At 69.1% G+C, this 21,477-nt stretch carries 17 protein-coding genes and 2 pseudogenes; 3 read left to right on the top strand and 16 right to left on the bottom strand.

Annotation, left to right across the window (positions count from 1 at the left end; genetic code table 11):
- Positions 1-250 precede the first annotated feature (250 nt).
- From DNK56_RS34195 to DNK56_RS34165, 7 genes are all read right to left on the bottom strand, one after another.
- Positions 251-2,200 (bottom strand): DUF3732 domain-containing protein, encoded by a 1,950-nt coding sequence (locus DNK56_RS34195; RefSeq protein ID WP_111339924.1) that lies wholly within the window; start codon positions 2,198-2,200, stop codon positions 251-253.
- A 31-nt stretch (positions 2,201-2,231) separates the two neighbouring features.
- Positions 2,232-2,717 (bottom strand): three component ABC system middle component, encoded by a 486-nt coding sequence (locus DNK56_RS34190; protein ID WP_111339923.1) that lies wholly within the window; start codon positions 2,715-2,717, stop codon positions 2,232-2,234.
- Positions 2,714-3,328 carry an ABC-three component system protein gene (locus tag DNK56_RS34185; protein WP_199563958.1) on the bottom strand — a complete coding sequence of 205 codons (615 nt, stop codon included), beginning with the start codon at positions 3,326-3,328 and terminating at the stop codon, positions 2,714-2,716. Before DNK56_RS34185 ends, DNK56_RS34190 begins: the two co-directional genes overlap by 4 nt.
- Positions 3,329-3,471: 143 nt before the next feature.
- The gene (locus tag DNK56_RS34180) at positions 3,472-5,241 is read right to left on the bottom strand and encodes an IS1634 family transposase (RefSeq protein WP_111334132.1); all 1,770 of its coding nucleotides are present in this window, start codon (positions 5,239-5,241) and stop codon (positions 3,472-3,474) included.
- 282 nt (positions 5,242-5,523) lie between these two features.
- Positions 5,524-6,291, bottom strand: coding sequence for a transposase (locus DNK56_RS34175; protein ID WP_111334259.1), 768 nt, complete (start codon positions 6,289-6,291; stop codon positions 5,524-5,526).
- A gap of 12 nt (positions 6,292-6,303) precedes the next feature.
- Positions 6,304-6,852: a hypothetical protein gene (locus DNK56_RS34170; RefSeq protein ID WP_199563957.1), complete on the bottom strand. Its 549-nt coding sequence runs from the start codon at positions 6,850-6,852 to the stop codon at positions 6,304-6,306.
- Between the two features lie 402 nt (positions 6,853-7,254).
- Positions 7,255-8,256 carry a 5'-nucleotidase gene (locus DNK56_RS34165; protein WP_199563967.1) on the bottom strand — a complete coding sequence of 334 codons (1,002 nt, stop codon included), beginning with the start codon at positions 8,254-8,256 and terminating at the stop codon, positions 7,255-7,257.
- Positions 8,257-8,680: 424 nt separating this feature from the next.
- Between DNK56_RS34165 and DNK56_RS34160 the strand changes: the two genes are divergently transcribed.
- Entirely contained in the window at positions 8,681-9,568 is an 888-nt protein-coding gene (locus DNK56_RS34160) for a protelomerase family protein (RefSeq protein WP_111339719.1), read from the top strand.
- 454 nt (positions 9,569-10,022) lie between these two features.
- Here DNK56_RS34160 and DNK56_RS34155 read toward each other — a convergent pair.
- The 4 genes and pseudogenes from DNK56_RS34155 to DNK56_RS34140 form a co-directional block, all read right to left on the bottom strand.
- Positions 10,023-10,250 (bottom strand): annotated as a pseudogene (locus DNK56_RS34155) (thiamine pyrophosphate-binding protein); the annotation flags it as partial.
- A 156-nt stretch (positions 10,251-10,406) separates the two neighbouring features.
- Positions 10,407-11,844: pseudogene (locus tag DNK56_RS34150) on the bottom strand (UvrD-helicase domain-containing protein).
- Positions 11,845-12,555: 711 nt separating this feature from the next.
- Positions 12,556-12,738, bottom strand: coding sequence for a DUF6083 domain-containing protein (locus DNK56_RS36395; RefSeq protein ID WP_241990231.1), 183 nt, complete (start codon positions 12,736-12,738; stop codon positions 12,556-12,558).
- 256 nt (positions 12,739-12,994) lie between these two features.
- Positions 12,995-13,258, bottom strand: coding sequence for a helix-turn-helix transcriptional regulator (locus DNK56_RS34140; protein WP_111339720.1), 264 nt, complete (start codon positions 13,256-13,258; stop codon positions 12,995-12,997).
- A gap of 156 nt (positions 13,259-13,414) precedes the next feature.
- On the opposite strand from DNK56_RS34140, the gene DNK56_RS34855 reads away from it, so the two are divergent.
- On the top strand, positions 13,415-14,221 hold the full coding sequence (locus tag DNK56_RS34855; RefSeq protein ID WP_146610539.1) for a hypothetical protein: 807 nt from the start codon (positions 13,415-13,417) through the stop codon (positions 14,219-14,221).
- 341 nt (positions 14,222-14,562) lie between these two features.
- On the opposite strand, the gene DNK56_RS34125 is transcribed toward DNK56_RS34855, so the two are convergent.
- From DNK56_RS34125 to DNK56_RS34110, 4 genes are all read right to left on the bottom strand, one after another.
- Positions 14,563-14,784 (bottom strand): helix-turn-helix transcriptional regulator, encoded by a 222-nt coding sequence (locus tag DNK56_RS34125; protein ID WP_342211095.1) that lies wholly within the window; start codon positions 14,782-14,784, stop codon positions 14,563-14,565.
- Between the two features lie 308 nt (positions 14,785-15,092).
- A complete protein-coding gene (locus DNK56_RS34120; protein WP_111339921.1) occupies positions 15,093-16,076 on the bottom strand; it encodes a hypothetical protein in 984 nt (327 codons plus the stop codon).
- A 26-nt stretch (positions 16,077-16,102) separates the two neighbouring features.
- Positions 16,103-16,672 (bottom strand): telomere-protecting terminal protein Tpg, encoded by a 570-nt coding sequence (gene tpg, locus DNK56_RS34115; RefSeq protein WP_111339920.1) that lies wholly within the window; start codon positions 16,670-16,672, stop codon positions 16,103-16,105.
- 80 nt (positions 16,673-16,752) lie between these two features.
- Positions 16,753-17,817: an IS110 family transposase gene (locus DNK56_RS34110; RefSeq protein ID WP_111329747.1), complete on the bottom strand. Its 1,065-nt coding sequence runs from the start codon at positions 17,815-17,817 to the stop codon at positions 16,753-16,755.
- A gap of 734 nt (positions 17,818-18,551) precedes the next feature.
- Between DNK56_RS34110 and DNK56_RS34105 the strand changes: the two genes are divergently transcribed.
- On the top strand, positions 18,552-19,124 hold the full coding sequence (locus DNK56_RS34105; protein ID WP_111339919.1) for a hypothetical protein: 573 nt from the start codon (positions 18,552-18,554) through the stop codon (positions 19,122-19,124).
- Positions 19,125-19,183: 59 nt separating this feature from the next.
- On the opposite strand, the gene DNK56_RS34100 is transcribed toward DNK56_RS34105, so the two are convergent.
- Positions 19,184-21,244 carry a hypothetical protein gene (locus tag DNK56_RS34100; protein ID WP_146610540.1) on the bottom strand — a complete coding sequence of 687 codons (2,061 nt, stop codon included), beginning with the start codon at positions 21,242-21,244 and terminating at the stop codon, positions 19,184-19,186.
- Positions 21,245-21,477 lie beyond the last annotated feature (233 nt).

The raw sequence follows: 21,477 nt of genomic DNA, 5'->3' as shown, positions 1-21,477 counted from the left end.
GGAGCGACGCCCTTGCTCTTCCACCTCTCCGAATACTTGCGCCAGCCCGGCAACGCGGGCCCCGGCATGCCCACTCCCCCGGTTCCTTATGGGCGTGAGCCCCGTATAGGAGCTTCGGGGACAGCGGCGTAGGTGCGGCATCGTCGCGAGGGCGTCATGATGGGCCGTTGCCTTCATGGTCAAGGACGTCGCTTGCGTCGGCCTCGCCTGGCTGGGTCCCGGCACGCCGGGACCGGCTGTGCTGGCAGTCTCAGCCGAGCCACTCCAACGGAATCAGGGCGGTGCGATTGCCTTCGGCGTCGGGGCGCCAGTTGCCGATCACGGCTTCCTGGAACCAGTCTTCGGGCAGGTTGGCGTGGTCGCAGACGATGATCTGGAACGCTCCGTTGTTGAGTCGGACGACGTCGTTGAGGAGTTGGAAGTAGGCGGTGACGGTTGTCCAGTCGGCGTCTTCGATGGTGGAGGCGTCGCGGGGCTTTTCCGGGAAGAAGGCCTGGGTCGGCTGGTCGAGCATGAGGAACCCGGGGACGGGGCGGTTGTTGCGTCGCAGGTAGGTGTGCAGGGCGAGATGGGCGACCAGGTGGTAGCCGATGTGGTTCTTGGCGCTGCCGATGCGTGTGAGGGGCAGTCGTCCGGAGGGTCGCCTGAGGACGATGTTGAGGAGCTTGAGGCTGATGGCCACTTCGGTGGCGTCTGCTGCGCCTCCGAGGTTGAGCCGCTTGGCCCAGGCCGTCATGTCGATGGCGATGTCGGCGAGGCGGCGCTCGGTCTCGGCTGCTACGTCGTCTTCGTCGACGAGCTGTTCGAGTGTGGTCACGTGTTCTTCGGTGAGGGCGAGGTTGTGGCGCAGTCGGGTGATGTCGTCGTCGGTGCCTGTGCGGGTGAGTGCTTCGGAGATCCGGCCCTGGATGTGAGCGACCCGCAGGTTGTGCTCCTGCAGGCGGCTCATGCGTTCGTCGCTGGCGAGGAGTTCTCTGAGCTGGGTGCCATTCAGCCTGAGGCGTTCGGCCACGCCGGCACGTTGGGCCTGCAGGGCGCGGCGGTGCTCTTCCCGGACGGGCTGGAGCGTCTGCGCCTGGGCGAGTTCTTGTGCAAGGTGTTCGGTCAGCTCGGAGATGTCCTGCGCTGTGGGGTCGGGGTGTGGCAGGGGCTGGGTGCACATGGGGCACACGCTGGTGTCGTGATGGCGTTCGGGACCGAGGAGCTCGAGCGTTTTAAGGCGGTCGAGCTGGAGGTGCAGTTCGCCGGTGAACGCGCGGCCCTGCTGCTGCCAGCGGTCGACTGCGGCCAGTGCCTCGTCGAAGTCCTGGAGCTGTTCGCGCAGGATGCGGCGTTCGTCGTTGAGCTCCTGGCGCCGGTCGCGCATGTCGAGTGGGGCCGCAGTCCGGGGCGCGGCGGCCAGGGCCTGGTGGAGAAGGCTGAAGACCTGTGCGTTCTCGGGGGCTGCGGGAACATCGGTGAGGAGGCCTTCGGCCTCCGCGAGGCGTACGAGGGCCAGGCCGTTTGCGTCCATGGCCTGCTGGTGGCGCAGGGCGTCTTCGAGTTTCCGCTGTGCTGCGCGCTGGGCTCGCTGGGCTTCGCCCAGACGGTGGCGGCGGAGTGCTTGTTCGGGGCCGGCTGCTCCGAGGAAGTACGGCAGGGTGTCCTTGATGGCCTGTGCCATGCCGGACTCGGTCTGGCGGTGGAAAAGAGCTGTCTGGGAGGCGATCTCGTTCTGGTTCTGGAAGCAGAACAGAGCCGCTTGGCCGATGGAGACGTCGAAGGCGCTGCGGGCGGCGCCGGTGGGCGGCTGGAAGTGGAAGTCCTCGATACCTAGGCGGGCGCTGAGTTCGCTGCGCAGGACCGCGGCGTTGGAGTTGGTGACGAGTTCGTCGGGCCGTGGGATGTCGAGGGTGGTGTCTCCGGTGCGGATGAAGGCGTTCTGGGTGGAGGCTCCGGTGGGCCGGGGTCGGGCCAGGATCATGCGTGAGGTGTCTGCGAAGGTGACCAGGAGGGCGTACCAGCCGACGGTCTGGTCGATCAGGTCGTCTGGCAGGTTGGGTGCGCGGCGTCCGAGGCAGTAGTCGACGATGGTGAGGACTTCGGACTTACCGGTTTCGGACTCGCCGGTGAGGATGTTGAGCGCCCCGGGGCGGAACCGCAGGACCCTTGGGGGCTTCCTGCCGTCTCGGTGGTACAGGGCCAGGGCGAGCAGCTGCATGACGGTTCTGGGGCTCCTTCGTAGGGGCGGTTCAGGGTCGGACGCCGAGGGTGGTGAAGGCTCGGGTGGGGTCGGTCACGGCGAGCCATCGGCCGACTAGCGCGGCCGCGCGGGCGCAGTCGGCGACTTCCTCGCCTGGGGCGGCGGACGGGGGCTTGGGGGTGCGGGGGCAGATCAGCCCGGCGGGGGTGACGTCTATGGCGTGGTGGCGCATGGCGGTGCGCAGGCTGGTGCGGGTGTAGGTGGTGAGCGCCGCGGCGCGTTCGGCGAATGCGGCCTGCAGGCGGGGGTTGTCGTTGGCCCAGGCGGTGAGCGTGACGGTGGACTTCGCCGGCAGGGACTCTCGGGTGTCCGTGGGCAGGACGAAGGGCAGGACCAAGAACGCGCTGGGCCAGGGCAGGGGGTGCTGCGCCTTCTTCGTGGCGATGCTGACGGCGCTGGCCAGGAGGTAGGCGCCGAAGGCGGGGTTGAACAGCGCCTGCGCCTCCGACACATTGCGGTGGGAGTCGGTCGTCACTGTTCCTGCGCTTCGTCGGGGCTCTTGCAGCGGTTTTGGTAGTCGGGGTGCCAGCCGAGTTGCCGGTCGGGCCCTGCAATGTCGGCCTGGTCGGACAGGCCGTGGGCGCTTCCTTTGCCGACCCAGGGCGGGGTGACGGTGCCAGGACGCAGCGGGGTGTCGGCGACGCGGTCCATGGTGGCGTCCAGGATGTCCTGTCCGATGTCCTGGCGTGCTTCTTCGCTCGTGTCGGCGGGGATGCGGCGGGTGCGGCGGCGGAAGGCGGTCTCCCACTCGTAGTGCAGTTCCCCTTCGTATTCCTCGAGCCGCTCCGGGGTGATCTTGAAGGTGCGGAGCCATTCGGAACGCTGTGCCCGTGCGAGGTGGTAGTCGCGCAGGTGCATCGCGATTTCGTCGTCGGGCAGGCCGATCCACCGCATCTGGGTGACGACCAGGCGATCGGTGTAGCCGGCGATCTCGGCCTCGGTGAGGTTGCGCAGGGTTTCGGTGATCGGCAGGTGTCTGCCGGTGTAGCGGCCGGTGACCTCGTCGCGGCGGCACATGAGTTCCTGGGCACTGGCGGAGGCTCGTCTGCGCTGGGGGTTCCTGCGCTCCAGGAGTTTGACCGCCACGCCGTACCACCACCCTTTGATCTCTTCGACCTGAGTTCCGCAGCTGAGGTGGCGCTCTAGTACACGAATCTGGGGGTTGACCTGCGGATATGCCAGAGCGCACGCCGGATCGGCGTGTGTCTAGGCGGGAGCGTTCATGCAGGTCAGGCGGGTGTGCCGGGTTCCAGGGTGATGATGCGCTTGGGCTCGGGGATCTTGAGCTTGGCGAGGATGTCGCGCTGGGTGGGGCTGGTCTCGGTGCGCTGGCGGAAGGTCCCGGCGGGGCCGGTGAAGGTGCCGACGTGGATGCGTTCGAGTTCCTCGCGCAGGTTCAGCCAGGTGTCGCCGCAGGTGGTCTCGGCGATGCGGATCAGGAGCAACGTGAGCCAGCAGAGCAGGACATGGGCGCGTATCCGGTCTTCCTTGCGGTGGTAGACGGGCCGCAGATCGATGATCGTCTTCATGTCGCGCCAGCCGCGTTCCACTTCCAGCAACTGTTTGTAGCCGGTCGCGATGTCTTCCGGGGACAGGTGCGGGTCGCTGCAGCGCAGGAGGAACTTGCCGTCCAGGCGCTCCTCGGCCTTGATCGCCGCCTTGTCGATCCGCAGCAGCCCCTTCGGGGTGACGCGCAGGAACCGGTTCAGGCCGGGCTTGGTGGACAGCCGGCCGCGCAGTTCGGCGCGCTTGGTCGCGCTCAGCTTGTCGGTGTCGGCGATCGTCTCGCCGAGCTGGGCGAGGAGGTCGCTGCGGATCGCGGCGTCGCGTTTGGCCTGTTCGGGGTTGTGGCAGATCACGAACCGGTCGGCGGTGTCGTCGAGTTGGACCTGCTTGACCTGCATGTTGTCGGCGACGTGAGCATAGCGTCCCTGCCGGGAGAGGGCGGCTTGGGCGGCGGGTGAGCCGGAGCGGATCTTCTCGCCCAGGATGTAGTGGCCGCCGGCTCGCTGCAGGAAGCGGCGGTTCTTCTCGGAGGCGAAGCCGCGGTCGGCGACCCAGACAACCCGGGTCAGTTTCCATTCCCGCAGGTCCTCGCGGACCTGGCGGATCAGCGCGGAGTCCCCGGTGTTCCCCGGCCAGGACCAGACGCGGATCGGGATGCCGGTGCGGGTGACCGCCATGCCGATGACGACCTGTGGAAGATCCGGGCGGTGGTCCTTGCTCTTGCCGTACGCCCGGAACGACTTCACGTTCTCCTCGCCGTCGCCGTCGCCGTCGCCGTCGCCGTCGCCGTCGTGATCGTGGTTGTCTGGCTGGGCGTCCGGGTCGGTCTGCGGGTGAAGGAGGCGTCCGTGCTCGTCGCGGGCGGCGGGGGTGTCGGGCTCGCCGGTCTCGAAGTAGGTGCTGGTGGTGTCGAAGAACAGCAGGTCGACTTCGAGGTTGAGGAGGTCGGCGACGGACCAGTAGACCTCTTCGGCAAGCTTGTCTTCGATGGTCAGCAGCCAGTCCATCGCCCGGTAGCAGGCGTCCTCGCTGGTGGCGGGCAGGCCGGGGATGTGGCTGTCGTGCTCGATCCAGCGAGTCGCGGCAAGCTTGGAACTCGGGGCCAGGGCCCGGTTGGCGACCAGCGCGAACAGCACCCGCTCCGCGGCCGGGTCCAGGCGGCGGCCCTTGAGGAGCTTCTTCATCACCGTGTCGATCCCGATGCGGTGCCACAAGCCGTCCAGGGCGTGGGCGCCGCCCATCGGGCGGGAGGCCAGGAACGTCAGCTCCGAGCCGGATGTGGCCCGCAGTGCGGCAGCCGGCTCGAGCAGCTTGGTCAGCGAGGTGACCAGCCGCTCGATGGCCGCCCGGTCCAGACGGTCCTCGCGGCCGAAGTTGTGCAGGACCTGCGGGCGCGAGGTGCCGGCGGCAGCGTCCCACTGGTTGTGCGCCAGCTGCAGATAGCGCACGGACGAGCCGTCCTTGTTCTTCCGCGTCGTCGCCCGTACGTACATGGTTCCAGACCTTAACAGCAACACCACAGGTCAATACAGGGAAGTCGCGCAGAACGTGTTACTAGGAGATTCCGGTTGTTCCACCAGGCCGGAACCCAGTGACCTGCGACAACGCCGTCATCCGTGTCCAGGATCCCCGATTAGCTGCGGAACGCAGGTTCGAGGGCGTCCTGAGCATGGTCGCTCGGCGTGATCCCCAGTTCTTTGGCCAGACTAAGGGCTGTCCCGTAAATGATCTCTGAGCCGCCTTGGGCGTGGTTGGCCGTTGTGCGGGCCGTGCGTCTATCCGGCGAGGGCGAGGTTGTGCATCCGGGCAATGCCGAGCATGGCGTGGTGGACTCCGTCGCCTTTGAGGCGGCAGTCGCGGAGGATCTTCCAGGTCTTCATGCGCGCGAAGACGTGCTCGACGCGGGCGCGGACCTGCTTGTGGGACTTGTTGTGTGCTTCCTTCCAGTCCGGAAGGTCTTCGCCCTTGCGTCGGCGGTGGGGCATGACGAGCCCGGTGCCGGGATAGCCGCCGTCGGCGATCGTGAGTGTTCTGCCGACGGCGGCTTTGGCGCCGGATTCCTCCCATGCCTTGCAGTCGTTGCGGTTTCCGGCAAGCGGCCGGCCCACCACGACGACCAGGCGGGTGTCGGCGTCGATGACGACCTGATGGTTGGTCGAGTACCGGTAATTCTTGGACTGCTCCGCCACCGTGTGGTCCCGGGTGGGGACCAGGGTGCCGTCCACGATGAGGACGGTGTCCTTGGCGAACCGCTTGCGGGGCTGGAGCGCGAGCATCGGCCCGAGGTGGTCGATGATGCGGTCCGCTGCCGACTTGGACACCCCGAAGAGCGGGGCGAGCTGGCGCATCGTCAAGTTTGTGCGCCAGTACGCCGCGACCAGCAGAGCCCGGTCCTCCAGCGGGAGGCTCCACGGCCGGCCCCTGCGGACCGCATCCGCACCCTCGCGCCGCAGTACGGTCACCAGCTTGCCGAACAGGCGAGGGCTCAGCCCGGTGAACGGGGCTATCCAGGACGGCTCCGACGCCGTGATCACACCAGCCACCGCAAGATCATCTCACCCGTGACCAGCAGTTACGGGACAACCCTTAGGGTCGAGGTCTGACATCAGCGGAGCGCCGCCGTTGACGGTGATGGCGCTGACGAGTTCCTGGCGTCGGGCGCGGGTAAGGCTCATGAACAGCTGGCGGTCCTTGGCGGTGGTGTCGGGCCCTTCCTCGTCGCTGGCGGTCTGTTCCATGCGCTGCAGCGCTTTGGCTTCGTCTCTGTCCGGGCCGGCACTGAGGTAGTGGAAGAAGGTGTCCGGTGGAACGGTCTGGGTCGAGACGAGGCGCAGGATGGGCATGGCGGCGCCCGAGGGTTCTGAGAGCTTTCTGAGGGCGTCGATCCAGGATCCGACCGATCGCCAGAAGTCTTTCCCGGTCTCGCTGAGCGGGCCGGCGGCTTCACGGTGCTTGGCCTGCAGGAGTTCCCGCGGTGTCTTGTCCTGGTCGAGGAACTCGATGTCGTCGAGGAGTTCCATGCGGACCTCGGCGGTCGGGTCGTGCCAGCTGCGGCGGGCGAGCTCGAGCAGAGCGAGCTCGCACTGGTAGAGGTACCCGGTCATCTGCCCTGCCGCCGAGTGCGACCTTGCTCGTGCCACGTTCCCCACTACTGATCGTGCTTGTCCGAGCGGCGCGAGTCCCACCCCTGTTGCGGACCGCACCGGATCAGCGCCCTGGGGCTGTTTGGTCTGGTGTGATGCGCTGTGCCACTCCCCTGCGGCACAACGTAGCACCCGTCCCGGTGTCACCGTCAGCCTTCACGAAGTCGCTATCCGTGGACTGTCGGCGCCTGTGTAAGGGGTCTGGTTGGGGGTTTGCCCGTAGCCGGAGCTGTGGTGACTTGCTTCGGCCGGAGCCGGCTCGTCGAGGCTGCGGCCTTTTGCCTGCCGTTCGGCTGCGGCCAGGTCGCGAGCCCTCAGCAGCGCTGCTCGGTTGATGGGCGCAGCCGTGCTGTGCGTGCGGTGTCAGGACTTCGTCAGGTCTTCGGGAGCGGTGTGCTCGTTGAGCTTGCCGAAGGGGACGTGAACGCTGGGGGTAGTCCGTGAGGTGCTGGCCAGATGGCTTTCCTGGTCGTCGAAGAAGATGTGCGGCTTGAGGACCTTCATGATCTCGCCCTTGTCGATGCCTCCGAGGAAGAAGGCGTCATTGACGGTCACTCCCCAGTTTTTCAGGCTGACCACTGCCCGTTCGTGTGCGGGGGCGTTGCGTGCGGTGACGAGTGATACGTGGAGGCGAATCCGGTAGTCGCTGTCCTTCTGCCGCTCTTCTTCTTCCCGCTGCTGGATTCGGTTGATGCTGGCCAGGAAGTCTTTCAGGGGTCCCGCGTCATGCGGCACCGCGGCGTTGAGTACCTCGTGGGCACGGAACCCCTCGATGCCTCCGGTCTTGTACACCTGTTCCGACTCGTCGGTGGCGAGGACGCCGTCGAAGTCGACGGAGATGCGCAGGTCGCGGTCGCTGGTGTCGTCCTCGTGGGGCTCGCCCAGGACGTGCCCTGCGGGCAGTCCGCGGGAGACGGCCTCGCGTACGTCTCCGGCGTTCGCCGACAGGAACAGCGACATGTTGAGGGCTGGCATGAACTGGTAGGGCGAGCGGCCTTGCATGAAGATGGCGCGGCTTATCTGCAGCCCGTGTGTCTGTATTGACCGCATGACGCGAAGCCCGGTGTCGGGGTCGTTCCGGGACAGGACGATGACCTCGACCAGGGGGTCGTCCGCTTCGCTCAGGTCGTTCAGCGAGAGCAGGCGGCGAATGAACGGGAACGCGACGCCGGGGCACAGCGTGTCGGTGAGGTGCTCTGCCTGGTAGGCGCGGTAGCCCTCCTCGCCCTGCTCCCGGAATACGGCGTCGGACTCTGCGAGGTCGAACAGTGCGCTGGAGGCGATGCCGATGACCAGCCGGTTCGCCAGTTCGTACGCGGCCACAGCAACCCCTTTGATCAGCCCGTTCTCTGTGTCCTCAATCATCGCATCAGCCTCTGCGTGCAGCCTGCGGCGCATGTCGCTTGCCCTGAGGACTGATGTGGGCCGGCCAGTGCGGCGTCCGCGGCCGGGGCGGGGCACGGCGTCCGCCATCGGGCCTGTGTCGGGCGAGGGTTCCGGAAGGAACTCTGGGCGACCACCGTGAGACGTTCGTTCTCTGGCTGCAGCTGCGGTCGCCGCCGTGGCGAGCGCTCTGTTCTGGCGCCGCGGGGCTGACTCTGTGTGGACCTCCGGGCGTGAAGAGTTTGTGCGGGCAGCGCGGCGTGGCGTGGCGCAGTTGTACTACGGACAGCTCCCTTGTATCTTTGGGGCATACCACCAAAGATACAAGGGAGCTGTCCGGCCCGATGCCTGCTCAATACGCACCGCCCCGGCCACCCCGAAGAAACCGCGACCCGAAAGGCCTCACATGCTGACTCCGGCTGACAAGGAGCGGATCGACCGCTTCGTGGCCAAGATCCGCGACGCCGGCTCCGACGAGCAGCGGATGCACATGGCCGTGCTCACCGAGCTGTCGGCCATTCACCGGCGAGTCAACCCGAAGACGGGCGAGCCGTACGCCCCGACCACAAACCGCAGCCTGATCACCGACTACCGAAACGTGATCAAGGCCGAACTGGGCGAGGACGCCCCCGTCCTGGAGAAGTTCAAGTACTCGGCTGCCCGCGTGACGGAGTACCGCCAGCACCAGCAGGAGCAGCGCGAGGAACGGCACCGCAATCAGAGGCCGCTGAACGCGCAGGAGCACATCGAGCGGGCCGTGGCGCTGCTGGGCTACAACGCGAAGGTCCGGTGGTCCAACGCCGCGGCCATCGCCGGCGTCGTGGCCCTTACCGGCCGCCGCCCTTACGAAGTGGGTTGTGTGGGCGGCTTCGAGCCTGACCCCACTGACGCGCCGCGGGTCCTGTTCAGCGGACAAACCAAGACGCGTGAGACCGAACGCGCCGCCACCGCCTACTCCGTCCCGGTGCTCGCGGAGCGGGATCTCGTGCTTGAGACCGTCGTCCGCATCCGCGAGGAGGTCGACCCCGCTCTGGACAACAAGACCTACTCGCAGCGCTTCGGCAAAGAGGTCGGCATCGTCGCCAAGCGCACGTTCACCGACGCCGACAGACAGCCGATCACTCCACGAGAACTGCGCGAGGCGTACGCCGCCGTCGCGTACCGCAAGTTCGCGAGCCGGAAGATCTCCGAGGTGCAGTTCTACAACGAGGTCCTCGGACACCAGGGAACCGACCTAAACACCTCCCTGTTCTACTTCGCCTTCTACATCAACGACAGCAACGAACTGCAGTGATGCATGACCTTCGCCCGGGCAGGCCGAGATCCCTCCAACGGGCGGGGGCGCACGGGCCGAGTCAGCCGCTGGCCGGCGGTCGAGCGAAGTCTGCGCGCGACGACGGATCCGACTGGCTGTCGGGGTGGATCGGCGGGACCCCCGGGGGCAAGGACGGGCGCGAGCTGGAGATCGCGACGACGGCCAACGACCCGGACGGCACGTACGGGGCGTGGCTCGCCGATCTCGGGCCCTCTGAGGCGATCGAGCGCGGGATCCTCGCGGGGTTCGAGATCGACGTCCTGGAAATCCGCGATCCCTCGCCGATCCTCGGGCTCTCGGAGACGACCCGGGCAGCGGCGGCGGGGTCGTCCAGCGTGACGACCTTCTTCGCCGTTCTGCTGAACCAACCGCTCGGGTCGAACTCCTGGAACGCCTCCCGGCCACGGTCGGACACCGGAATGAGTCCCGCGAAGAGGACCATCGGTGTCGCGTCCTGATACGCGGCATGGACGGCGATGAACGCGTTCGCGGCGCCTGGCCCTCGGGTCGCGATCGCCACCCCGGACAGCCCTGTCAGCCTTCCCTCCGCCAGTGCCACGAAGCTGGCGCCGCCCTCGTGCCGGGTCACGACCGTCGAGATCGGCGAATCGTGCAGCCCGTCGAGCACGTCGAGGAAGGACTCGCCGGGAACTCCGCACACCCGCCGGACGCCTTCACGCTCCAGTTGCGCGACGATCAGGTGGCCCGCGGAGAGAGACCGCTCGGGGCCGGACGGCGCATGGTGCGCCGGTGTGGCGGCCCAACGTCGCCAGCGGTGTCGGCGGCCTTGGCCGCGCCCCCTTGGGAGTTGATGGCATCACCCGTCCAGGGACGAGGGGCCTCCGTCGGGGTGGCTGTCGATCCAGGCGAGGCCTCCGATGTCGAGGCGTGTGCGGGCGCGGGTGACGGCGACGTAGGCGAGGCGGGCTTCGCTGTCGTCGATGGGCCCTGGAACGGGCCGCCCTTGGCTGTCCTGTCCGCCGGTGTCCTTGGGCGGGCTGAAGTCGTCGGCGACTTGCACGCGCGCCCATTCGCGGCCTTTGGCCTTGTGGGCGGTGGAGACGGCGACCTGGGCGTGGTCTTCCGTCCTGAGGCTGCTGACGGCGGCGAGGATGGCGTCGGTCCCGTGGGTGTCGACGAGGTCGACCAAGGGCTGCAGGTCGCGTCCGCACGGGTCGTGGGCGGCATAGTCCTGGACGGCTCCCCAGGTGGGGAAGAAGGACGAGTTCGGGGTGTGGGTGCGGCGGCCGGTCCTTGAGGTCGCGCGCGGCCAGGGCGAGGGCGCGCAGGCTGTCTCCGCCTCCGACGAGGGCGACTTTGGCGCCGGTGGCGAGGAGGTTCATGACGTGTTTCATGGCGCCGACGTTGGTGCGGCACAGGATGGCGTCCGGGTGGGCGAGGGGGCCGAGTTCCGTGGGCATGGCGTCGGTGCCGGTCAGCCGGATGGGTGCGCCGGCAATGGTGAGCCATCGGTTCGCTTCCGCGGCCAGGAGGGGGCCGAAGCGGAAGGAGCGGGAGAGGGTGAGGTGGGTGCCGTCGAAGCCGGTCATGACGTCTTTGGCGCCGCGCCAGTGGTAGATGGCCCGGGCCGAGTCGCCGACGAGGACGAGCTGGGCGTGGTCGCGCTGGTTGTTGAAGATGTGCTCGACGACGGGGTTGGTGTCCTGGGCTTCGTCGAGCAGGAGGTAGTCGGCGGGGATCCTGGGGTTGGTGAGGGACCAGATCTTGAGGAAGTGGTCGGGGTCGAACCTGACGGCGGCGGTGTCGGGGTTCTGAAGGTCGTCCCAGGCTTTGTCGGCGTAGGGCAGGACGAGGTCGGCGAGTTCGCGGTGGTGTTCGGGGGCGTCGAGGCCGCGCAGCGGTGGGACGTGACGGCAGGTGAGAGTGGGGTCGGCGGAGTGGCAGAAGCGAGTGATGGTGCGCAGGACGGTGTTGGACAGGGTCGTGGGGGTGATGTCGTGGTCGCCGATGCGGACGGGTTTGGTGATACCGAGGTCCTGACCGGAGCGCCAGGCGGGGCGGCGGGGTGCGTCGAGGCGGCGGGCGTAGCGGTGGCCGATGCCCGGGAAGCGGGTGGCTGCGTCGTGGGCGATGGCGCGGTTGTAGGCGAGGTAGCGGCCGCGGCGTTTGGTGGCGGTGGCGAGGAGGGCGAGGGTGGAGGTCTTTCCAGTGCCGGCGCCTGCTTGGAGGGCGATGTGGTCGCCGGCGTGGAAGCGGTCGGCTGCGTGGGTCTGTTCGTCGGTCGGGGTGAACACGTTGCTGCTCCGGATCGGCGGGTACGAAGGGGTGTTTGGGTGGCCGGCGTCGCGGGCCTGTTCCTGGCGAGGCGAGGGGCCTGTGCACGGCGGCGGATGGGCGTTCGGCGTCTGGGCCGGCCGTCGCCGACAGGGGTTGCCCTGTGCTCAGCGTGTGGGCTGGCGGGCGGCTTGAGGCAGTCGAGTCACGAGGTGGGCGTGGTGTTTGAGGGGGCCGAAGGGTTCCCATTCGGCGAGGGCCAGGTCTGCTGCGCCGGTGGTGACGGCGTGGGTGGTGCAGCGTTGTGTGCGCCAGCGCAACTGTTCGGTGCAGGGGAGGCTGCTGAGGTCGTAAACGGCGATGTCGGTGGCCGGCAGGGCGGATGGGCGGCGCCTGTGCGGGGCCGTGGGGGTGAGGGTCCAGTGTCCGGGGGTGGTGGGGTCGAGGACGGGCTGGGGGCATCGGGTGCGGTGGCGGGTCTGGGCGACGCACTGGATGTTTTCGATGGGGCGGGCTGCGAGGTAGCGGCCGTACCGGAGCTGGACGACGGGGCGCTCCGGCCGGCATGCGGCGCCGGTTGCCGTGGCGGGTGCGCTGGGGTTGAGGGCTCCGGCGTCGAGGAGCCTTCGCGTGCGCAGGGCGAGGCGCCGGCGGAGGTCGTCGAGGGCGGGTGGGAGGGGCTGGGGGGCGGTGCAGGTGGAGCACAGGACTGTGCGGGGGATGCGGCGCCATCAGCTGGCGTCGTCGGCGGGGTGGGCGGTGCCAGAGGCGAGGTGCCAGCGGAGGGCCTGTGGAACGGCCCGGGCCGGGAGCTCGGCGGGGTGGAGTGCGACGGGGTGTTCGTCGGTGGTGGTGTGCCAGTCGATGCGGTTGCCGCAGTCGCGGCATGAGCCGTGCTGGGCGACGAGAAGCAGGCTGGTGGGGCTGTTGGCGGCGATGGTCAGGGCCCGGCGGCGGTGCGGGGTGAGGGGCCGTTGTCCCAGTGACGCGGCGCGGGGCGGTGGGTGGGGTGCATGAGGGCGAAGGTTCCACCCGGCGCGCCGCGTCTGTGGTGTCCACGCCGGCGTTTTCCCTCGTCCGGCTCATGCGGCGGGCTCGGGTGTTCGGGGGTTCGATTGGCAGTTCCCGACCGGTGACCGGTTCGGGTGATCTTCGCCCCCCGGCCGGGGGTCATGCGGGTTTGCCGCCGGGGGGTTCGTGGCCGGTGCAGAGGGCCGCGAACAGGCCGCCGAGTGGGACGTCGAAGGCGTGGCCGAGGGCGTGCCAGGTGGCGAGGGATCCGATGGTGCGGCCTTGCTCGATTTCGATGAGGGTACGTCTGGACAGGCCGGTTCGGGTGGCGAGTTCGTCGTAGCTCCAGCCGCGGTCGCCTCGCAGGCGCGCAAGTTCGAGGCGCAGCGCGTCGAGGTCGGGGTCGGGCGGCAAGATCGTCACCCGCCCATCGCACGGTGCAGACCCCTGCCCTATTCGCGTGGATGGCCACTCCAACGGAAGGGCAGAGGTCTGCACTACGGTGTGCGGCCGTCACAACACCTCCCCGCCGGCCGTGTCAGGCCGGGCGGGACACGGCAGAGAAGAGACCAGCGGCAGATGAGGCCGTGCACCACGCGCCCGCCGGCGTCCCGCACGTGGACCGTCGAACTACGGCCCCAGCCGCAGGGCCCGCGCCTCGTCTGCGCCCAGTGCGGCCTCACTCCCAAAACCCTCCAGGGACGCACCGCACGGTCCGCGGCCCTGGCCCATCTGGCCCGGCACGCCCGCCTCTCGCTCCTCCCCCAGCACCTGCGGACCTGCCAGTGCCACGAACGCGGCTGCCGCTGGCATCCACGCCATCGCGGCTGCGACGGTCCGCTCCTGCTCGTCCTCTCCCGCGAGCACGGCGGCCGACTCTGGCGACTCGCCGACAGCTGCACCGCCTGCGCCCGGGCCATGAAGGACGCCTGCATCGTCCCCGACACCACGCTCACCATGCCCCCGGCGGCCCGCCGCGCGAACAGACCGGTCACGGCCGGCAGAAGACCGGCCGGCCTTCAGGACGTGGACAGGAGCCTGGTGCGCAACATGCTCAGCCACCTCGCCACCTCGCTCCCCGCGGGAATCAGCCCGCAGGCACGGCTGGTGGCCCTGCAGTGCGTCCTGCGGGCCACACCGGACGGCCGCGTACGCCTCCCTGCGGGACTCATCCGCGGCATGGGGCTCTCCAGCCCCAGGGTGCCCGGCAGGAGCTCGCAGACAGTGGCTGGCTCTGCCAAGGCTCCAGTGCCGCCGACAAACGCCTCACTGATCCTCTCTTCGGCGACGCCGGACGGCGGCAGCGCGCACGAGCAGCCGACTGGTCTTTGCGCGTCGGCCATCGTCACGGGGGCGCCGGGCTCACTGTGGCTGTCCGCCTCGTGAGCCTGGCCCTCGCGGCCCATACTCCCACCGGCACGACAGCCGGTCGGGCAGAAGCCGATCAGGTAGCCCGCCGCTGCGGACTGCCGCCCGAGGAGCTGATCAGCACGCTTCGGCTGCTCACCGCCCGGCAGACCATCACGTCATGGGAGCTCGCCTCTGACAGCGGGGACCTCACGTGGAGATACGCCTCCGGTTGAGCCCTCCGCCGGACCGTGAGCTCCGGTCGGCCTGGTGAGACCGGACATCTGCAGGCGCGTGGGGTGTGGTCGATGCGGCGGGCGAAGTCCCACTCGCCTCACCACCGGCCGCGCGTAGTGTTCGGCTGGGACGGAAGCATGGGTTTACTGGCCTTGCGCGGACCACCGGCGCGCCAGCGGCAGGCATTCGCAGGCGTGGGTGGGTCCTCTGAACAGGTCGATTACTTCGATTCCGTAATGAACTGCCAGTCGGTCACAGTCGTCCAGACTCCATGCTGCCCGGCCGGTCTGGCGGCGGCTGACCTGCGCCTGACTGACTCCGAGCGCCGTTGCCAGGTCCGCCTGCGATTCCCCAGTCAACTGCATGAGCGCGGCCACCGCGGCTCGCATCCGTTCCTCCGAGGACAGCCTCATGTCGCCAAACTTACCGTTACCGGTCTCCTACGTGCTGGGAGGTCGGTCGGCCTCGGCCGGTGGCCCACAGCGTCAGGTACGACGTGGCTGCAGCCGAGTTCCGCGGCTGTATATCCGGTGGTCAGCAGCGTTCCACATCCCTCCGTCATGCCAACTCCGATATCTGATGAGGCATCGACGGTCGTCCCAGGTTGCGGCCGGACGTCCGTCGAAGACGGTGGCCCTTTGCACCTCATGGGCCGTCGAGGAAGCGGATCGGCTTAGAGGAGTTGGTTGTTGCGGGCTTCGTCTGCTGCGGGTCCGGTGGCTCCGACCTTGAGCAGCCGTGCTTCGATGGCTGTGCTGCTGCGGCCGAATTCGTCGCACAGCTCGGCGTTCGTCGCCCCTTCGGCACAGCGCTGAGCCAGCATCTGGTCGTCCTCATCGCTCCATCGGGCATGGGAGTTGCGGTGGAGGGCGCGGCGCTGCTGCATGATCGGCGACACGGAGGGGGCAGGAGTGGGAGCGGGGGTGCTTGTGGGGAAACTCTGGGGTCGGGGGCGGATCAGCTGCTGGCGTACGAGTTCATCGTAGACGGCGCTGCTGCTGCGGCCGAATTCGGCGGCGAGGACTTTGAAGTTCCTTTCGTGGCGGAAGCGGGCTGCGAGACGGCTGCTTTCCTGTTCGGTCCACGATGTGGCGGGGTGCGGCGGGGAGGGAATGTGGGTGCACCTGTGGGCAGGTGTGTGGGAGGCAGCGTCGAGGAGGCGCGCAAGGGGTTCGAGGTCGGTGTCGTGGACGGCGCCGCACAGTTCGGACCGGATCTCGCCCTGGCTGGTGGTGACGGTGAGCTCCACCGTCAGCTGTCCGTCGTCGCTGTGGGTGCCGGTCAGGGTGTAGCGGTGGCCGTCGCGTGTGAAGGCGGTTTCCAGGCTGGGCTGGGTTTCTGGCTTGCCTGGGGTGTGCTCGCGGTAGGGGGCCGCTCCTCGGGGTGCGGCGAGCAGGGTGTGGACGTGCCAGGACGCCATGAAGCGTCCTCCGGTGTCGAGTTGGTAGGTGACCGGGCCCGGGTCGAGGTCGATGACGCCGTAGAGGACGGTGAGCGTGTGTCCGTTGAAGGGGCTCGCGGCTTCCGGGGTGCCGGGCACCGGCTGGTAGGTGAGCTCCCCGTGACTCGGTTCGTCGTCGGGGTCGAACAGGGGGATGTCGGGGTCGCCGTGCCAGCGGCCGTCGTTGTCCTTGAAGGCGTAGATCAGAAGGGGCACGTCGGGCTCCTGGGAGTGCGGGGCTGTCAGTAGTGGAACTGGATGTGGTGCAGGTCGGTGATGGTGGCGGCGGCCTGCTGCAGGTGTGGAGGCAGGGCGCGGAAGAAGTAGGCCTCGCCGATGCCGTCGGCGAGGACACGTCGTAGGTCGTCCTCGCCGGCGTCTTCGTGGCGGGCGTGGAAGAGGAGGCTCGCGTGTGTGGCGGGCAGCTCCTCGGTCAGGCGTCGCAGGCGGGGGTCGTGAAACTCCCCGCTGGTGGTCGTGAAGGCGAAGCGGGCCTGGAGTTGGACGATGACACAGCCGTCGTGCTGCAGGATCTGCCGGTGGGCGCGGCGGCGTACCTCAGGTTGCCAGGTGCGGTAGATCTCGCGCTCGATCAGGGCGGCGTTGGCGGCGGAAAGGTCTGCGGTGTCGCCGCCTGCCCAGCGTGTCAGGGCCTGGGGTGAGCAGAACAGCCGGGGAGCCAGTGTGGTGGCGGTCTGTGCGCGCAGGAGATGGCGCAGACGGGCCTCGGGACGGGTGGGGGGCTTGCGGGTCCAGTGCCGTGCGTCGGCGATGTCCAGTGCCTGGACGACTGACGTGCTCGCGAGGGACACGGTGCGGCTCCTGGATCTCGGTGTCGTTTCCTTGACCTGGGCGTGGCCGTTGTTGCTGGTGGGGAAGCTCCTATAGATCGTCAAGCGGTCTGTGGGAGCGGTTTGGTGGTGTGGATCACATGGGGTAGGTGGCGGTAGATCTCGCGGGCGACGAACCGTTTCAGGCACCGGATGACGTCCTTCTTGACCATGCCTTCGGCGGTGCGTCGGGCGACGTAGTCCCGTGTGCGCTGGTCGTACTTCATGCGGACCAGGACGATGGTGTGGAGGGCGTTGTTGGCCTGGCGGTCGCCGCCGCGATTGAGGCGGTGGCGGTTGGTGCGGCCGGAGGAGGCCGGGACCGGTGCGGCCCCGCAGAGGTGGGCGAAGGCTGCTTCGGAGCGGAGCCGGTCGGGGTTGTCGCCCGCGCTCGTCAGCAGCTGGCCGGCGGTTTCGGGGCCGAGGCCCGGCAGGGCGATGAGCCTCGGGGCCGCCTTGGTGACCAGCGGTCCGATCTCCTTGTCCGCGTCCTTGATCTCCTCGTCCAGCGCCTGGTAGCGGCGGGCGAGCCGCCGCAGGACGGTCTTCACCGCGCAGGCTGGATCGTCGAGTTCACCGGCCGGACGGGAGCGGGCCAGGGTGTCGATCAGCTCCCGCGTGGACAGTCCCCGCAGCTTGTCCCGCACCACGGAGGGAGCGGTGACGATGAGGGTGCGGATCTGGTTGATGGTCTGGGTGCGGACCTTGACGGCGCTCTTGCGGACGACCCGCAGGGCGCGGATCGCCTCCACGATCCCGTTGCGCGCCTTGGGTGTTCCTCCGGCCCGGCCGGAGAGGACCGCGGTCGCGGCCCCGTAGGCGTCGATCGGGTCGGATTTGCCGTTGTCGCGCCTCGCCTTGCGGTCCGGCCGGTCCACCTCGACCACTGCGACCCCGTTCGCGGTGAGGAAGCGTGCGATCTCGGCGCCGTAGGCACCGGTCCCCTCGACCCCGACGGCAAGGACCTCACCGTGGGACCGGAGCCAGTCCAGCAGCCGCCGGTATCCCTCCGGCGTGGTCTCGAACCGCTTGGTGGCCAGGTGCCGGCCAATGCTGTCGATGACCGCTGCCTGGTGGAGGTCGGTGTGGGTGTCGATCCCGCCGACCACCGCTATCTCGTCTGCCATGCTGGTGTGTGCTGCCCTTCCAACGCTCAACGGTGGGAGGGCGCGAGCCGGTCGGGCAGACGGACAAGACAGTGATGGGACCTTTGGCCGGGCTCCTATGAAGTCACGGAAGCCCGACCGGCCACGCGCCAGACGGCATCGCCCGGCAGGCCGACGATTCCCCAGAAGGACAACCGAAGCGTCAGTCAGGCGGAGAGTCAGACCCCCGGGCGATGCCATGGCTAATCCTCACTGTCAGGTGAACACGGAAGGCAGGTAGGTGGTGGAGGTGGCGATGCCCAGGCCGGTGGGGCTGGATCCGGTCATGGGCGAGTCGACCGGGTCGTTCATTCGCAGGCTGGCGTGCGTCAACGCGGTGCCGGTCGCTGACGTGCTGGGCGAGGCGGGGGTGCGGGGGCAGCCGAAGGAGCTGGATCCTGGGGCGGCGGAGGTGTTCTTGCACCCGCAGGCTGTTGAGCGTCTGGCGGTGATGGCGTGGCAGACACCTCAAGTACTGCGGCGGGCGCTGCCCACATTGGAGGTGAACGCCGGCTGCAGCACCCGTCAGCTCGTCCGCGTAACGCCCTGGGACCGGCAGTGGGCGGTGCTGGACGCGTGTGCCACGTGTGTGGCCCGGCTCGAGGAGGCGGGGGCACCCGTGCTGCTGGCCAGTGGTGAACGCTGGCAGGTGTGTGCGCCATGGCCGCTGGCTGCGTGCTGGTCGTGGCGGGCCGACCCAGGTGAGTCTTGCGGGCTTGGAGGAGGTGGTGCGGGCGCACCGGCGGTGGTTGCGTCTGTGCCGCCGGGTGGGCCCGTACGCGCGGGCGTTGCTCGCCGATGCCCTGCAGGTCGGCGCATGCTGGTGGCAGAGCCGGCAGATGGGCGCCGAGACCGTGTGGGCGGGGCGGGAGAAGGTGCTGGGGACAGGTCGGCAGCGGTGGTCGGTTCCGCTGGTGGTCTACCCGGAGGCTGTCGTCGTCGCGGAAGCCATGGCGGTGTACAAGCGGCAGCGACGGTGGGATCGGGATTTCGCTGGCGGTGCGCCGGGGTGGGTGTCGCGGCGCTGGATCGAGTTTGTCGGTGAACGGCTGGGGATGCCGGATCAGATGCGGCAGGGTGGTTACCGGATGCTGCGCGAGTGGACGCTGCTGCACCACATCGCGGCGCCGGTGGCCGTCCGGCTCACGCAACAGCCTCCGCCTTCCGGCTACCTCTCGCGGTGTCTTGAGCCCATGGAGCCTCACCGTGCACTCGCTTCTCGAGGTGCGCTGGAGGATGTCTCGTGCCTGGCATGGCGGTTGGGGCAGTCGGTGACTGATGTGGAGTGAGCGGCAGCGGGGAGCAGGACCGGCCGAGCACGGGCCCACGGCGTTTCCGTCGACGGGGCTCACCATGCCGGGCAGGTGTCGTGCAGGATCTGTGCGGCGTTGACGCCTTCGGCGCAGCGCTCTTCGAACCATGCCATGGGGCGGACCGTGACCGGCCGGACATGACCGGACGCGATTCCGATGGTGAAGCCGCAGGTGGGCTGGTCGGTGATCTCGGTCAGGTGAGGCGTGTGGGTGGCGTACAGGATGTGGTCGGCGGCGATGGCGAGGGGGAAGTAGCCGTCGCGGGCCGTGAGGCCCAGCTTGCGGTGCAGGTTGGCGCGGGCGTTGGCGTGGACGGCTGCGAGCAGGTCGGGGCGCCAGGTGGGATCGTCGGGGGTGGGCCAGGTGCCGGCGGTCATCTGGTCGGGTTGTGTGGGGGGCTGGACCAGGACGGTGAATGCGTCCTGTGCGGTGGCGTGGACGGCGTGCAGGAGGGCTCGTCGGCCGGGGTCGGCGTGGGGCAGGGTGTCCAGCGCCTGGTGAAGGTCGAAGGTGTCCATGTCGCCGGTGATGCCGAGGGTCTCCAGAACGGCGATCCGCGCCTTGCGGATGGCCGCGTAGAAGGGGTCGAGGTAGGGGACGGCCGGAGCCCGGCGCAGCCACCCCTCGGTCGGCTGGGGCGCCGCGTTTCGTACGCCGGCGTAGGCGAGGGCGGGCGTGGTGTACCAGGCCGGGCCGGTGCCTGCGAACGGTGCGGGCAGCTGCGGGTGGTGGGGCATGGTGGAGAGGTCGACGAGCCAGCTGCCGGGCGTCTTGTGGTCGAACGCGGGCCGGATGGCGTGCTCAGCAGGCCCGTTGGAGACGCGGATGCTGTTGCTGCCGGCCAGGTGGTGGAGATTCACCGCCAGGCACACCACGTGGTCGCGGGCGGCCTCGTCCTGGGTCGGCGGTCGCCACCAGTGGATGTCGGCGTCGGCGTTGACGTCCTTCTCTTGGCGGTGGGCGGCGAGTTGGTGTCCGGGCGGGGCTTCACAGGGGGCGGGGTGGACCACCTGGGCGAGTGCTCCGCGGACGCCGGTTGCGACCAGAGCGCCGGTGGTGGTGTGGCGGTGCGGGGCCGGCCGCAAGTCGCGCATGAGCTGGACCCCGCATGTCCCTGGTGAACCGGTGGGGGTCCTCAGCAGGGAGGTGTATTCGGCCAGCAGGCGGGCGATCTGGCCGGCTGTGAAGCGCGGGGGCAGGTTCCAGGCGTCGTGGTGAAGCGCTCCCCAGTCGGTGACGGCCAGGTGGATGCTGTCGCAGGCCGGATCGCCGTTGCTGGGGTGCAGCCGCATCCAGGGTCCCAGTCCGTTCGCGTCGGTCTGCCAGCCGACGGAACGGATCTGACGCAGCAGCGGGTGGTCGCTGCGGGGATGGCGCTCCTGGCCGGTCGGGACGGTGGCGGGGAGCTTCAGGCGGGCGAGGGCCGAGGAGGTGAGCACCAGCAGCGGTCCTGCAGGCAGGCCTTCGGCACGTAGGGGTGGTGCACCCAGCCTGTGGCGCAGTGCCCAGGCCAGCAGCTCGGGCAGGTCGGCTGCCTCGCAGGGGCGGGTGCTGCCGTCGGCGAGGTGTGCGGTCAGCGATGGCGCGTCGGCTTCCAGGACGGCGAGCGGGCCGCCGGCGGTGCTTCTGTGGTTCCACGGCGGGATGACCAGCCGGGCTCGGGAAGGCGGGGGTGGCCAAGGGCTGCGGGGTGAGGGGAGTGTGTCTGTCAGACCGGGTGAGAGTGGTGCCGGCGGCTGGGCGGCGGCGGGTGCGGCGGCAGGCGGCGGTGGAGGTGGGGTGGCGGCTGTTGCCGTGCGTGGGGTGGTCGGGGCCGCACAGCGGGTGCCCAGGTGTTGAGGGCGGCCGCCGACACGCTGGGCTGTGGGTTGCCAGCAGCGCCAGCACGGCTCCATGGCCGATGCCTGGGTGGGAATTTCGTGGCGCAGGGCACCCAGGGCCGCCCAGTCGGGGACCTCGGCGGTCTCGGCGCGGGGCCCGGGGGCAGCGGTCAGGCGGGCGGCCAGAGCAGCGAGAACGAGGCGGTAGGTCTCGGCGTTGCGTCCTCGTGGTTGGGCCTTGCCCTCTTCCCAGGCGTGGATGGTGGCCTCGCTCACACTGCAGGCGTCGGCCATCTGGTATGCGCTCAGACCGGAGTCCTTGCGGAGCCTGCACCGTTCGGAAGGATCCGGCAGACCGCCCGGGGGCCTGCGACTGCCGTCGGGAAGGTCGTTGAGATCGAACAGCCCGTCCACGTGCTTGGCTCCCTGAAATCGCTGCCTGCCCTGCCGACTCCTGCCTCGGTTCCACGGCGGCCGCCGGCACACAGAAGGATTCCCTAATCGCATAT

Source organism: Streptomyces sp. AC1-42W (genome assembly GCF_003248355.1).
In the GTDB taxonomy this organism is placed as follows: domain Bacteria; phylum Actinomycetota; class Actinomycetes; order Streptomycetales; family Streptomycetaceae; genus Streptomyces.
This window is presented reverse-complemented; position numbering and strand designations above follow the sequence as displayed.

Excerpts from the sequence above, each read along its gene's own strand:
- DNK56_RS34195 (WP_111339924.1), bottom strand. The coding sequence starts at position 2,200 with ATGCAGCTGCTCGCCCTGGCCCTGTACCACCGAGACGGCAGGAAGCCC.
- DNK56_RS34180 (WP_111334132.1), bottom strand. The coding sequence starts at position 5,241 with ATGTACGTACGGGCGACGACGCGGAAGAACAAGGACGGCTCGTCCGTG.
- DNK56_RS34170 (WP_199563957.1), bottom strand. The coding sequence starts at position 6,852 with ATGACCGGGTACCTCTACCAGTGCGAGCTCGCTCTGCTCGAGCTCGCC.
- DNK56_RS34165 (WP_199563967.1), bottom strand. The coding sequence starts at position 8,256 with ATGATTGAGGACACAGAGAACGGGCTGATCAAAGGGGTTGCTGTGGCC.
- DNK56_RS34160 (WP_111339719.1), top strand. The coding sequence starts at position 8,681 with ATGCTGACTCCGGCTGACAAGGAGCGGATCGACCGCTTCGTGGCCAAG.
- DNK56_RS34855 (WP_146610539.1), top strand. The coding sequence starts at position 13,415 with ATGAGGCCGTGCACCACGCGCCCGCCGGCGTCCCGCACGTGGACCGTC.
- DNK56_RS34125 (WP_342211095.1), bottom strand. The coding sequence starts at position 14,784 with ATGCAGTTGACTGGGGAATCGCAGGCGGACCTGGCAACGGCGCTCGGA.
- DNK56_RS34110 (WP_111329747.1), bottom strand. The coding sequence starts at position 17,817 with ATGGCAGACGAGATAGCGGTGGTCGGCGGGATCGACACCCACACCGAC.